The 12,575-nt window shown below is 63.1% G+C and carries 11 protein-coding genes; 3 read left to right on the top strand and 8 right to left on the bottom strand.

Annotated features, from left to right (window positions below):
• The first annotated feature begins 5 nt into the window (after positions 1-5).
• Entirely contained in the window at positions 6-1,745 is a 1,740-nt protein-coding gene (locus EEB12_RS25345) for a helicase HerA-like domain-containing protein (RefSeq protein WP_020970020.1), read from the top strand.
• 19 nt (positions 1,746-1,764) lie between these two features.
• Here the strand turns inward: EEB12_RS25345 and lysA are convergent, their stop codons facing one another.
• The 5 genes from lysA to EEB12_RS25370 form a co-directional block, all read right to left on the bottom strand.
• Positions 1,765-3,108, bottom strand: coding sequence for a diaminopimelate decarboxylase (gene lysA, locus EEB12_RS25350; RefSeq protein WP_020908262.1), 1,344 nt, complete (start codon positions 3,106-3,108; stop codon positions 1,765-1,767).
• Between the two features lie 135 nt (positions 3,109-3,243).
• Positions 3,244-3,681: a hypothetical protein gene (locus EEB12_RS25355; RefSeq protein ID WP_141488740.1), complete on the bottom strand. Its 438-nt coding sequence runs from the start codon at positions 3,679-3,681 to the stop codon at positions 3,244-3,246.
• 172 nt (positions 3,682-3,853) lie between these two features.
• Entirely contained in the window at positions 3,854-4,657 is an 804-nt protein-coding gene (cmrA, locus tag EEB12_RS25360; protein ID WP_141488741.1) for a mycolate reductase, read from the bottom strand.
• A 19-nt stretch (positions 4,658-4,676) separates the two neighbouring features.
• Complete coding sequence (locus EEB12_RS25365; protein WP_141488742.1) at positions 4,677-6,707, bottom strand: NADPH-dependent 2,4-dienoyl-CoA reductase; 2,031 nt, start codon at positions 6,705-6,707, stop codon at positions 4,677-4,679.
• Positions 6,704-7,294: a PadR family transcriptional regulator gene (locus EEB12_RS25370; protein WP_020970016.1), complete on the bottom strand. Its 591-nt coding sequence runs from the start codon at positions 7,292-7,294 to the stop codon at positions 6,704-6,706. The genes EEB12_RS25365 and EEB12_RS25370 overlap by 4 nt, the downstream gene beginning before the upstream one ends.
• Positions 7,295-7,423: 129 nt before the next feature.
• On the opposite strand from EEB12_RS25370, the gene EEB12_RS25375 reads away from it, so the two are divergent.
• Entirely contained in the window at positions 7,424-8,785 is a 1,362-nt protein-coding gene (locus EEB12_RS25375) for an MFS transporter (protein ID WP_141488743.1), read from the top strand.
• Here EEB12_RS25375 and EEB12_RS25380 read toward each other — a convergent pair.
• The 3 genes from EEB12_RS25380 to EEB12_RS25390 form a co-directional block, all read right to left on the bottom strand.
• Positions 8,775-9,596 carry an acyl-CoA thioesterase gene (locus EEB12_RS25380; protein WP_020908258.1) on the bottom strand — a complete coding sequence of 274 codons (822 nt, stop codon included), beginning with the start codon at positions 9,594-9,596 and terminating at the stop codon, positions 8,775-8,777. The two genes, EEB12_RS25375 and EEB12_RS25380, sit on opposite strands and share 11 nt — an antisense overlap.
• Before the next feature lie 75 nt (positions 9,597-9,671).
• Positions 9,672-10,511: an alpha/beta fold hydrolase gene (locus tag EEB12_RS25385; protein ID WP_003945355.1), complete on the bottom strand. Its 840-nt coding sequence runs from the start codon at positions 10,509-10,511 to the stop codon at positions 9,672-9,674.
• 35 nt (positions 10,512-10,546) lie between these two features.
• Positions 10,547-11,242 carry a TetR family transcriptional regulator gene (locus tag EEB12_RS25390; protein ID WP_081329108.1) on the bottom strand — a complete coding sequence of 232 codons (696 nt, stop codon included), beginning with the start codon at positions 11,240-11,242 and terminating at the stop codon, positions 10,547-10,549.
• Between the two features lie 168 nt (positions 11,243-11,410).
• Here EEB12_RS25390 and EEB12_RS25395 point away from each other — a divergent pair, with 168 nt between their 5' ends.
• Positions 11,411-12,544 (top strand): ferredoxin reductase, encoded by a 1,134-nt coding sequence (locus EEB12_RS25395; RefSeq protein WP_141488744.1) that lies wholly within the window; start codon positions 11,411-11,413, stop codon positions 12,542-12,544.
• The last annotated feature ends 31 nt before the right edge of the window (positions 12,545-12,575 follow it).

The following is a 12,575-nucleotide window of genomic DNA, read 5'->3' on the forward strand; positions in this document are numbered from 1 at the left end:
TTTCGATGACCGTGGATCCGAAGGACGGAGCCGCGCCGCTGACGCCGGCGGAGAAGGCGAAAGCTGCCAAGGCTGCCGCTGCCGAAGCCGCTCGGATTGCAGCTGAAGCCGCGGCAGCAGCTGAGGAAGCCGAGAAGGAAGCGGCTGCCGCTGAAGCCGAAGCATCGGCCGGAGCCACCCCCGCTGCTCAGGCGCCGTCGGGTGCTGCAGCTGAAATCGCGGCGGGCTATTCATCCGAGGGGCGGGCACTCGAGCTCGGCTCGGTGGTGATCGACGGAGTGGCAGATCCCACCGCGCGGGTGCGGATTCCATTGGCGACGATCAACCGTCACGGTCTGATTGCCGGTGCGACGGGTACCGGCAAGACCAAGACGTTGCAGGGCATCGCCGAGCAGCTGTCCGCCGCGGGTGTGCCGGTAGTGATGGCCGACGTCAAGGGCGACCTCTCGGGTCTGTCGAAGGCGGGGGATCCGAGCGAGAAGATGAAGGCTCGCGCCGTCGAGACGGGCGACGATTCGTGGACTCCCGCTGGGATGCCAGTCGAGTTCTTGTCGTTGGGTACTGACGGAATCGGTATCCCGGTGCGCGCGACCATCACCAGTTTCGGGCCGATCCTGCTCAGCAAAGTGTTGGGCCTCAACGAGACCCAGGAATCGACTCTCGGACTGATCTTCCACTGGGCCGACACTCAGGGCCTGGCCCTGCTGGACCTCAAGGATCTGCGTTCGGTCATCGCCCACCTGACTAGCGCTGAGGGCAAAGCGGATCTGAAGGGTATCGGCGGAGTTTCCTCCGCGACGGCGGGAGTGATTCTGCGCGCGTTGGTCAACCTCGAAGCCGACGGCGGTGACACCTTCTTCGGCGAACCGGAACTCGAAACCGAGGACCTGCTGCGTGTCGTCGGCGGTGCCGGTGTGATCACGCTGTTCGAACTCGGTGCCCAGGCCGCGCGTCCGGCAATGTTCTCCACCTTCCTGATGTGGGTGCTCGCGGACCTGTTCCAGACGCTGCCCGAAGAGGGAGATCTTGACAAGCCGAAGCTGGTGTTCATCTTCGACGAGGCGCACCTTCTGTTCGCGGACGCGTCGAAGGCTTTCCTGCAGCAGGTCGAACAGACGGTCAAGCTGATTCGCTCCAAGGGCGTCGGCGTGTTCTTCTGCACGCAACTTCCGACCGACATTCCCAATTCGGTGCTGTCGCAGTTGGGCGCGCGCGTCCAGCACGCCCTACGCGCATTCACGCCCGACGATCAGAAGGCGCTCAACAAGACCGTTCGTACCTACCCGAAGACCGAGCACTACGACCTGGAAAAGGCACTGACTTCACTCGGCATCGGTGAAGCCATCGTGACCGTGCTCTCGGAAAAGGGTGCGCCGACGCCGGTGGCCTGGACCAAGATTCGTCCTCCGAGGTCGCTGATGGACACCATCGGCAACGACGCGATCAAGGCGGCAGCGTCGTCGAGTCCGCTGAATCAGAAGTACGGCCAGACCATCGACCGCGAGTCGGCGTACGAAAAGTTGACGGCGAAGGTGGCCGGTGCTCCGACGGCGGATCAGTCCCTGGATCTTCCGTCGCTGCCCGATCTGCCGCCACCGCCGCCGGCCGAACCTGAGGGCCCCAACATCGCCGAGCAGATCCTGGGTAACTCGGCCGTGAAGAGTTTCCTGCGTTCGGCGGCTTCGGCTGCGGGACGCGAGATTTCGCGAAATATCTTCGGTACCGGTAGCCGTCGCAAGCGCTGAGGCTTAGGCGCCCGCGAGGTCAGATGCCGACCTCGCGGGCCAGCAGGTCGTTGATCGATTCGCGCCTGATCAACGGCCGCGCAATCCCGCCCAGCACAGCGACGACCGGTGGCCGGCCGACGCTGTTGTAGGTGGAGGCCATGCTGTGGTGGTATGCGCCCGTACACGGCACTGCCAACAGGTCACCTTCATGTAGGTCGGCGGGAAGCCTTGCTCCGACGGCGATTTCGTCGCCCGATTCGCAGTGCCGCCCGGCGACGGTGACTTCCTGGAGCGGTGCGCTCGAATGCCGGTTCACCAATTCGACGTCGTAGTGGCTGTCGTACAACGACACCCGAGGGTTGTCGCTCATCCCACCGTCGACGGAAACGAAGGTTCGACCGCCGCTGATCGACTTGATGTTCTGTACGCGATAGAGCGTGACTCCGGCGCGCGCGGCGATCGCTCGGCCAGGCTCGAGCACGATTTCGGGGCGAGGGAAGCGGTTTCGGGTGCACGCGTCGTCGAGAGTTTCGTCGATGACGTGAGCGAGGCGGGTCAGATCCAGTTGGGCGTCTCCCGGCATGTATGCGATCCCATGGCCACCGCCGAGATCGAGTTCGGTGAGGATGATTCGATGCGTGCGTCGTATGTCGTCCATCTGTGCGATCATCGTCTCGATCGCGGGGCGGAAGAGTTCGGGATCGGTGATCTGGGAGCCGAGATGGCAATGCAGGCCGATGAGTTGCAGGTGCGCCGCGTTGGCGACGACGGATACCGTACGTTCCAGTTCTTCGGAAAACGCTGGTAGGCCGAACTTTTGGTCCAAGATGCCTGTGGACACTGCCTTGTGTCCGTGTATGTCGATGCCGGGTGTGACTCTGATCAACACCTTCTGTCGGTGGGTACACACCGACGCGAGCCGTACCGCTTCGCTGGGGGAGTCGAGGACGATCCGGCCCACACCCGCGTTGACCGCCGCCCTCAGTTCGGAAACCGATTTGGCATTGCCGTGCAGGATGATTCGGTGGGGGTCCACGCCCGCGGCGAGCGCGACGGCGAGTTCACCGGCGGAACAGACATCCACCCCGAGTCCCTCGTCGGAGACCCAGGTAGCCATCGCTCGAATCATCAGTGCCTTGCCGGCGTACACGATCTCCGAGTCGGGGAAGATCTCTCGATACGTGCGGCAGCGGTGCCGCACGTCCGCCTCGTCGACGACGTACGTCGGTGTGCCGTACTGGTCCGCGATCTCTTCGAGGGAGACGTCGCCGATGCAGACACGCCCGCTGTGGTCGTGGCGAGTACTGATGGGCCACAACGCAGGATCCATACGCGGTGTCATTGCGCCGCGTAGGGAGGGGAAGATTTCGAGTAGCGTCACGTCGATCTCCTGAAGGTGACCCGCCGTGTTGCGGGCTACCTTCAGATCTACTCCCGAAGATCACCGGTGGGGCGGATCTTGACGCTTACTTGACGCGCCGCCGAACGAGGTTGACGCGGCCCTGACGTCCTCGACTTACTGTGCTCGCCGGCGCTTCCATCCGAACCAACCGAGCACCGCGAGCAATGCCACCGCGGCGCCTCCGCCGATGACCGTCGATCTGTCGGCGGACACACCAACGGACGGAGTTCCGCCGGCGCTCGGGGCGTAACCGGCGCCGTACACGGACTCGACCGCCGCTTGGATGTCGAACCCGGTTTCGGTAGCCGGCCCGCAGCTGTACCCCTCGTGCTCGGCGTCGACGTCGTACGGCGCAGAAACGAACATCAGCTGCTCGGTGCCGAGCACGTAGCTTGTGCCACAACCGTTCCCGTTCGCGAGTGTCCCCACCGACGTCACCGATGCCAGATCGCCTTTGTAGACCCGGCTGACGTCGAACAGGTAGGTGTCCTCGAACCCGTCCGAAGTTTTCTCCGTCGGAGTCCCGAGGAAAACGGTGCTGGAGACGCTCACGGCTTCTTCCGGGGTAGCCGATGATGCGCACGAACATGCATTCGCTGCCGTGGGCAGCAGTAAGGGCAACCCTCCGGTCAAAAGAAGGATTGCCCCGACTGCCAGTGTTCTTCGCATCGCCATTAACCGACTATATGGTCTGCTATGGCCTGCTCTGAGAAGTTTGCGTGAATCAGCCGCCGAGCTTCTTGTAGAACGTGCCCACGATGGGCGCAACGACGGCACGCGGGCTGTAGCCGCCCGCGACGGACATCGCCTTGCTCAAGATGCCCGGTACGACGCGCATCTTGTTCTCGGCCAGGCCGTCGAGCGAGACCTTGGCGGTGTACTCGCTCGAGATCCAGAAGAAGTCCGGGACGATCTTGTCGACGATCGACGCTTCGGCCGGGTCCGGGGTTTCGGTGCGTACTGGGCCTGGGGCGAGCAGGGTGACGTTCACTCCGGTGCCCTTGAGTTCACCTCGCAACGATTCCGCGAAGGTGTTCACGAACGCCTTCGTGGCGGCGTACGTCGCGTTGTTGGGGATCGGCATGTTTCCGGCCGCGGACCCGACCATCAGGATGGCTCCGGACTTGCGTGCGAGCATGCCGGGCAGCACGGCCAGCGTGAGATCGTGCACTGCAACGGCGTTGAGCTCGACCTGGTCGCGCTCGTATGCCGGGTCCAGCTCGGCGATCGGCCCGAAGGTGGCGATACCGGCGTTGTTGCACAGGATGCTGATGTCGCGGCCACCGAGTTCCTCGACCAGAACGGCACGCGCCGCGCTGTCGGAGAGGTCCGATGCACGGACCTCCACCTCGACGCCGTGCGCGGCGCGAAGCTTCTCGGCGAGGACCTCCATGACCTCGCCACGACGGGCAACGAGGATCAGGGAATGTCCGCGTGATGCCAGATCAGCGGCCAGTGCCTCTCCGATGCCGGAGGAGGCGCCGGTCACTACGGCGCGGGCTGTGGTTGTGGGTGTCGGCAGGCTCACGATCAGTCAGCGTAGCCGGTCAGATCTTCGCGGCCAGTCGTGTGCCCTGTTCGATGGCACGCTTGGCGTCGAGTTCTCCTGCCACGTCGGCGCCGCCGATGATGTGGGTCACCACGCCCGCGACGGTCAGTTCGTCCACGAGATCGCGAACCGACTCCTGCCCGGCGCAGATGACGATGGTGTCGACCTCGAGAAGTCGGGGCTTCTCGTGCTTCTCACCGAAGGTGATGTGCAGACCGGCGTCGTCGATGCGCTCGTAGTTGACGCCCGAGAGCTCGTGGACGCCCTTGTTCTTGAGGGCCGCCCGGTGGACCCAGCCGGTGGTCTTCGCGAGGCCGGCGCCGATGCGTCCTGGCTTGCGTTGGAGGAGGTAGACCTCCCGCTCGGAGAGCTCCGGTACGGGAGTGGTGAGAGCGCCCGGGGCCATTTCGGGTTCGGTGACGCCCCATTCCTGCTTCCACTCCTTGAGATGAAGAGTGGGGGAAGTGGGGTGCGTGAGGAATTCGCTCACGTCGACGCCGATGCCGCCGGCCCCGATGACGGCGACGGACTTGCCGACGGGCTTGCCCTCTCGGACGACCTCGGCGTAGGTCAGCACCTTCGAGTTCTCGATGCCGGGGATCTTGGGAACGCGCGGCGTCACGCCGGTGGCAACCACCACTTCGTCGAAGGATCCGATGAGATCTGCCGGTGCGACGCGGGTTTCGAGCTTGACCGTCACTCCGGCCACGTCCAGCATGCGGGTGTAGTAGCGAATGGTTTCGGCGAACTCTTCCTTACCCGGAATGAGCTGTGCGATCCCGAACTGTCCGCCGATCTTGTCCGAAGCCTCGAACAACGTGACCGAATGACCACGCTGAGCAAGATTGAGTGCTGCGGAAAGTCCGGCAGGACCGGCACCGACGACGGCGAGGTTCTTGGTCCGCCGAGTGGGGGAGAGGATCAGTGTGGTTTCGCGGCCCGCGCGCGGGTTGAGCAGGCAGGAGACCTGCTTGTGAACGAAGGCGTGGTCGAGGCAGGCCTGGTTGCAGGCAATGCACGTGTTGATCTCGTCGGACGCTCCGCGTTCTGCCTTGTTCACCCAGTCGGGATCGGCGAGCATCGGCCTGGCCATCGAAATCAATTGTGCGTCAACGCGGTTGAGGATCTCTTCGGCAGTCTCGGGCATGTTGATCCGATTCGAGGCGGCTACCGGAATGTCGACGTGCTTCTCGAGTTTGCCCGTGATGTCGACGAAGGCTGCTCGGGGAACCGAGGTGACGATGGTGGGCACCCTTGACTCGTGCCACCCGATGTCGGTGTTGATGATCGTGGCGCCGGCGGCTTCGACTTCCTTTGCCAGTGAGACGATTTCATCCCAGGTCTGACCGCCCTCGACCAGGTCTGCCATCGACAGCCGGAACACGATGATGAAGTTCGGGCCGACAGCCTTGCGTGTGCGTCGCACGATTTCGACTGCCATGCGTCGACGGTTCTCGGAACTGCCGCCCCACTGGTCGGTGCGCTTGTTCGTGCGCTCGCAGAGGAACTGGTTGATGAAGTAGCCCTCACCGCCCATGATTTCGACGCCGTCGTAACCCGCGGACTTGGCCAGGCGCGCGCAGCGAACGTAGTTGCGGATCTGCCAACGCACCCCACGGCCGGTCAGCTTGCGCGGACGGAACGGGTTGATGGGCGCCTTGATCGACGACGCGGAGACACTGAAAGGCTGGTAGCTGTAGCGGCCGGCGTGCAGGATCTGCATGGCGATCTTTCCGCCCGCGTCGTGAACTGCCTTGGTGATCCGGCGGTGACGGCGCGCTTCGATGCGGTTGGTCAGCTTGGCACCGAAGGGCAAGAGCCAACCGGTGCGGTTGGGCGCGTAGCCGCCGGTGATGATCAAGCCGACACCGCCACGAGCACGTTCGGCGAAGTACTCGGCCAAGCGGTCGGTGTCCTTCGCGCGATCTTCGAGGCCGGTGTGGATCGATCCCATGACGACGCGGTTCTTCAGCGTCGTGAATCCGAGGTCGAGCGGTTCGAGCAGGCGGGGGAACTGTGTATCCGTCATGACTGAAGATGTCCTTCCGTGGCGTACTCGCCAGTGTCTTCGATGGCGTACTCGCCAGTGGGCAATGCGTCCAGAACTTCCTGGCACCAGTCGGTGAATCCTTCCTCGACGCGGATACCGCCGCGAAGTACCAGGTACTGGTGCAGTGAAGAGCCGGAAAGTGCTGCTGGATTGGGGAAGTCACGCTTTTCGATGAGTCGGTAGACGTCGAGGCGGGCGGCGTGGCCGTCGCGGTGGCGAGCGACTTCGCGTCGTAGAGCGGGGAGATCGGCGTGCGCTGCTGCCCTGATCTTGATGGCCAACTCGTTGCGCAGGTGGTTCGGTTCGGACGGCTCGGCGATCCATCGGGTCAGTTCGGCGCGACCCGCGTCGCTGACGCGGTACATCTTCTTGTCCGGGCGGCCGTCCTGCGCGATGGCCTCCACCTCCACCCAGCCTGCCTCGTCCATTCGCTTGAGGACTCGGTAGATCTGCTGGTGCGTCGCGCTGTGGAAGAAGCCGATCGACTTGTCGAACCGGCGTGTGAGGTCGTATCCCGACGCATCCTGTTCGGACAGGGAGACGAGCAACGCATGTTCGAGTGCCATGGAAAAAGTATCTATGCACTCAGGTGCGTATGCAACTAAGTGCGTACTAACTTGGGTGCATAGAACGTCTTGTATGTCGACTCTCGGAGAGAGGCGCCGAGTCGCCCGCGCGCAGTTAGGCTTCGCCGTATGAGCGCCGAGTCCACGAGCATGCAGGCCGAGCCACCCGCAGGCATCGGTGGTGCGGCCACGAAGAATCAAGTGTTCGCGTGGGGGCTGTGGGATTGGGGATCGGCAGCATTCAACGCCGTGATCCTCACGTTCGTCTTCTCGGTCTATCTGACCGACGCGGTCGGCGACGACCTGCCCGGCACGATTTCGGCAACTACGTGGCTCAGTTGGGCTCTCGGAATCGCCGGCTTCTTCATCGCGATACTCGCCCCGATCACCGGACAGCGTTTCGATGCGTCGGGTAAACGCAAACTCTCACTCGCGATACTCACCGGCATCACCGTGCTCTCGATGGCGGGTCTCTATTTCGTCGAAGACAACTACCGCTACCTGTGGCTCGGATTGGTTCTGCTCGCAATCGGTTCGGTGATTTTCGAACTGGCCGGCGTGCCGTACAACGCCATGATGCGGCAGGTGTCGACACCGGAGAATCTGGGACGAGTCTCCGGCTTCGGCTGGGCCATGGGATATTTCGGCGGAATCGTGCTGCTGTTGCTGTGTTACTTCGGGTTCATCGTCGGCGACGGCGACACTCGGGGATTCCTGGGATTGACCACCGACGGCGGCATGAACATCCGGATGGTGGCACTGCTGGCTGCAGTGTGGTTCGCGGTCTTCGCGATTCCGGTGTTCTTCAAGGTTCCCGAGTTGCCCAGCCCCGCGGTCGATTCGGGAGCGTCCAAGGCCGGGTTCCTCGACTCCTATCGGGTGTTGTGGCGCGATCTGCGCGAACTCTGGAACGTCGACAGGCGCACGATCTGGTACCTGATCGCGAGCGCACTCTTTCGTGACGGTCTGGCGGGTGTGTTCACCTTCGGAGCCGTGTTGGCTGTCAACGTCTACGGAATCAGTGCGGCCGACGTCCTGCTGTTCGGTGTTGCCGCCAACGTGATTTCCGCAATCGGTGCATTGGTGGCCGGACGCTTCGACGATCGGATCGGACCCAAACAGGTCATCACCGTCTCGCTGGCGTCGATGATCGTGGTCGGCGCGATATTGATCGCGGTGTCCGGGCCGGTGATGTTCTGGATCTTCGGTCTCGCGCTCTGCCTGTTCGTCGGGCCCGCTCAGTCTTCGGCACGAACCTTCTTGGCACGCATCACCCCGCCTGGGCGTGAAGGTCAGATGTTCGGCCTGTATGCGACCACAGGCCGAGCAGTGTCGTTCTTGGCGCCGACACTGTTCGGCCTGTTCGCTTGGCTCTTCGGTGCAGACCGTGCCGGCATCATCGGACTGCTGGTGGTTCTCGGCGTCGGCCTTGCCGCATTGTCGATGGTGAAGGCGCCGGAAGGGGACAGTGCGATCCCCGTCAATCCTTGAAGTAGACCAACTGGTGTGTCGTAGCGAGCAATGCGCCGTCACTGCCCCAAATTTCGGCCGACTGATCGAAGTATCCGTTTCCGAACCGTTGGGTCCGCGCCGTTCCCAGCACGGAATTGTCTGCCTGTGCGGTCAGCGTCTGAGCGTCGGCGTGGAAGTAGATGGTCATCGAGACCGTTCCGGCCGGAGCCATCTTGCCTCGGCGCAAGAAGACTCGTGGGAAGAAGACATCACACAGTGCGGTCAGCGACGTGAAGTCGAGAGCGCGTGCCGGCTGATCTCGCACCCAGAGCGTCGTGGTCGAGTCGGGGTGCTCGCCCGACTCCAGATCGGGGATCGCACCTTCGACAAAGCGCATCTCGTAGTTCTGTGCCCAGGCGATGAACTCGGGGAACGGCAGCAGCGCAACGTTTTCGGCCGACGGAACTTCCGGCATCGTGATCTCGGTAGACGACCAGGTTTCACGCCTGGTACCGAACACTGCCGTCGCGGTAGTGGCGACGGTTCCGTCCTGAGACAGTTCGATGGACCAGTGCTGCGTCGAGCGGTTGGTACGCACCGGCCGGGCGGAGATCTCGAAGGCGCCCTCGGTGATCGGACCGGCAAAGTTGACGGTCAACGACAGCGGATCGCCGAGGCGTTCGGGGTGCTTCAGTACAGATTCGAGCAATGTGGCAGCGGTGACGCCGCCGAACGGCCCGACCATGTTGTTGTACGCCGGATTGGTTTCGCCGGTCGACAAGCCGGCCGTGAGTGGCGTCAATCCGACAGCGGTGTCGAACGGATGGGGTGGTGCAACGGTCTCGGTCATCGCAGAACTCCTGGTGGTGGAATCAATTCGGCTCTATGTATGACAACATACATAGAGCCGAATTCGTCGCGACGGTCAGGATCCTGCACGTGCGAGGATTGCCTCGGCCAACTCTTCGGCTCGCTCTTCCGGAATCCAGTGACTTCCGCCGTCGAGCACGACGAACTCGTAGGGAGCGTCCACGAATTCACCACAGCGTTCTGCGCCTGCGCGGCCGAGCGCTGTGTCGCCGGTGCTCCAGACATACGTGGTCGGCACGGTGGTGCGATCGATGTCGCCGAAGTCGCGAGTCATCGCGCGGTACCAGTTCAAGGCGCCGGTGAGCGCGCCCTCCCCGCTCAGGACACGAATGTGCTCGTCGGCGAATTCAGGATCGATCTGGCCGTCGAACATGGCGCGCAGCCGGCGGAAGTTGTCCTCCGACAACACTTCCTCGGCTTTGCCCTCCTGTCGGAGAAGTCCGATGTACGACGAGCGTTGCTTCTGGTCCTCGTCCTCGCGGAGTGCCCAACCGAAGGCGGTGGGGTGGGGGACCGAGATGGCTGTCAGGCTGCGGATCCGGTTCGGATGGCGACCGGCGACCTGCCAGGCGACCGCCGAACCCCAGTCGTGGCCGACCAGATGCGCGTCGGACAGGCCGAGTGCGTCGAGCAATCCGACGACGTCGGCTACCAGATGCTCGATCTTGTAGGCATCCACCCCTTCGGGGCGCGCGCCGGCGGAGTATCCGCGCTGATTCGGTGCGATCACACGGTATCCCGCCGCGGTGAGCAGTGGTGTGACCTTGCCCCAGGATGCGGCGCTCTCCGGGAAGCCGTGCAGCGCTACCAGCGGAATGCCGTCGTCCGGGCCCGAGATCAGTACGTCGAAGGTGAGGTCGCCAACGGGGATTTCGTATGTACTCGTGGAAGACATGACTCTCACCGTACGTCGAAAAGGTGAACCCGAGGTCAGTTTCGAGGTGGATTCCAGGTGGCCATTCCGAGCATGATGACTCGCAGTTGCTTCTCGGCTCGTGTGATGACGGCGGCTTCGTCGCGATACCCGGCCGTCCCGGCGTCCAGCAGTTCGACGACAGCGCTGAACATCGTCGAGACGATCAGGTCGGCAGCCATTTCCAGATCGTCCGACGACCAGCTTTCCAGTCCGGAAATTCTGGAGAGGTCGATGGTCAGTTCGCTGACGAACAACCGCATTTCAGTGGCTATCGCACGTCGTACCTCACTGACGCCGCTGTAGCGTTCGCGGCAGAGGAACCGAAACTGTCGCTCGTGTGTATGCACTTGTCGCACAAGGATGCCCAGTGACGTAGCGGCGTCCTTGGTGCTGGGATTACGCCTTGCGTCGCGCAGCATCTGGCGCAACATGCGCATGCTCTCTTCGACGAGGACGACGCCGACGTCCTCCAGTGAAGCGAAGTGGCGGTAGAACGCCGTCGGAACGATCCCGGCTTCCCTGGCTACCTCTCGCAAGCTGATTCCGGCGAAGCCGCGATCGGCCGAGAGGTCCATGGCAGTGTCCAGGAGCGCTTGGCGTGTGCGTTCCTTCTTTGCGGCACGACTTTCCGGTTCCCTGTTGTCGGGTTCCCTGCGCTCTGGGTTCACCGGTCCGGCCTTCGTCACGACGTCGAGTGTAGGTACAGGCATTCCGGCTCCTTTCGGCAACTCGTGTAACTCGGATCACATTCTTGTTGACATGTACTTGTGTGCACCTGTCACACTATCTTCGGTGAACATTTGTACACTGAATTCACGCAGTCGGGGGAAGCTAGCCCAGCAATCGGTACACCCGGCAATCGAAGTACGAGGAGGGTCATGACAATCGCATCTGCTCCTGAGAACACGACACCGAAGTCCACACCTCGGCGCGGACTGTCCTTGGTGGGACTGATCGAAGCCATGGCTGCTCCACATCAGATCGATCGGTACCTCGAGTTGGTCAACCCGATGGCGACCGTTCGTGACATCCGCGCGCAGGTTGTCGCCGTCGACCATCCGACCGCTGACTCCGTCACTCTGACGCTGCGCCCGACTCGCCAGTGGCGCGGTTTTCAGGCGGGCCAGTTCGTGCATTTGGGCGTGGTGATCGACGGTGTTCGCCACACTCGCTGCTACTCGCCGGCCGGCGGCGCGTCTACGCGCAACGGGCTGATCGAGCTCACCGTGAAAGCGCATCCCGGTGGCCTGGTGTCGCAGTATCTGTACGCCAACGCGGCGCCCGGACTCGTTGTCAGCCTCTCGCAGGCAGACGGTGTGTTCTCCCTTCCCGTCGACCGCCCGCGTCGGGTGTTGTTGATCAGTGGCGGCAGTGGAATCACCCCGGTCATGTCGATGCTTCGGACGCTGGTGGAGGAGGAGCACTCGGGCGAGATCGTGTTCGTGCACTACGCGAACACCGATGCCGACGTGGCATACACGCGCGCGCTGAAGACCATCGCCGAGCAGAACCCGAACGTGAAACTGGTACTCGTGTACACCGAAAGCGGTGGAGGTGACCTCGAAGGTTTCTTCGATCGCGGGCACCTCGACGCCGTGGCTCCGTGGATCGCCGATCCGGACACGATCGACGCCCAGGCTTATCTCTGCGGGCCTCCCGGTCTGATGCGGGGAGTGCGTGAGGTGTTCCGTGAGGTCGACGTCGAGCACTTGCTCAATACCGAGGAGTTCGCGCCGGCGGTGGCCGAGCCGGGTGAGGCCGGCGGCGAGGTGTCATTCACCAAAAGTGGGGTGGCGGCCGAGAACTCCGGCGAAACACTTCTCGAACAAGCAGAAGCTGCGGGCCTCAATCCCGAATACGGATGCCGGATGGGAATCTGTTTCTCCTGCACCTCCGTCAAGAAGGCGGGTCGTACCCGAAACGTGCGCACCGGTGAGACAGACGACGAGCCGGACAAGAAGATCCAGCTGTGCGTCAGCGCTCCCGTCGGCGACGTCACCGTCGTCATCTGAAGTCCCATTTTCCACACGACTGTCTGGAGAC

This window comes from Rhodococcus sp. WS1, from assembly GCF_003797745.1.
In the GTDB taxonomy this organism is placed as follows: domain Bacteria; phylum Actinomycetota; class Actinomycetes; order Mycobacteriales; family Mycobacteriaceae; genus Rhodococcus_F; species Rhodococcus_F erythropolis.

Bases quoted from the DNA above. Each gene is read 5' to 3' on its own strand.
- EEB12_RS25385 (WP_003945355.1), bottom strand. From the start codon at position 10,511: ATGTCTTCCACGAGTACATACGAAATCCCCGTTGGCGACCTCACCTTC.
- EEB12_RS25395 (WP_141488744.1), top strand. From the start codon at position 11,411: ATGACAATCGCATCTGCTCCTGAGAACACGACACCGAAGTCCACACCT.
- EEB12_RS25365 (WP_141488742.1), bottom strand. From the start codon at position 6,707: ATGACGGATACACAGTTCCCCCGCCTGCTCGAACCGCTCGACCTCGGA.
- EEB12_RS25375 (WP_141488743.1), top strand. From the start codon at position 7,424: ATGAGCGCCGAGTCCACGAGCATGCAGGCCGAGCCACCCGCAGGCATC.
- EEB12_RS25390 (WP_081329108.1), bottom strand. From the start codon at position 11,242: ATGCCTGTACCTACACTCGACGTCGTGACGAAGGCCGGACCGGTGAAC.
- EEB12_RS25345 (WP_020970020.1), top strand. From the start codon at position 6: ATGACCGTGGATCCGAAGGACGGAGCCGCGCCGCTGACGCCGGCGGAG.
- EEB12_RS25380 (WP_020908258.1), bottom strand. From the start codon at position 9,596: ATGACCGAGACCGTTGCACCACCCCATCCGTTCGACACCGCTGTCGGA.
- EEB12_RS25370 (WP_020970016.1), bottom strand. From the start codon at position 7,294: ATGGCACTCGAACATGCGTTGCTCGTCTCCCTGTCCGAACAGGATGCG.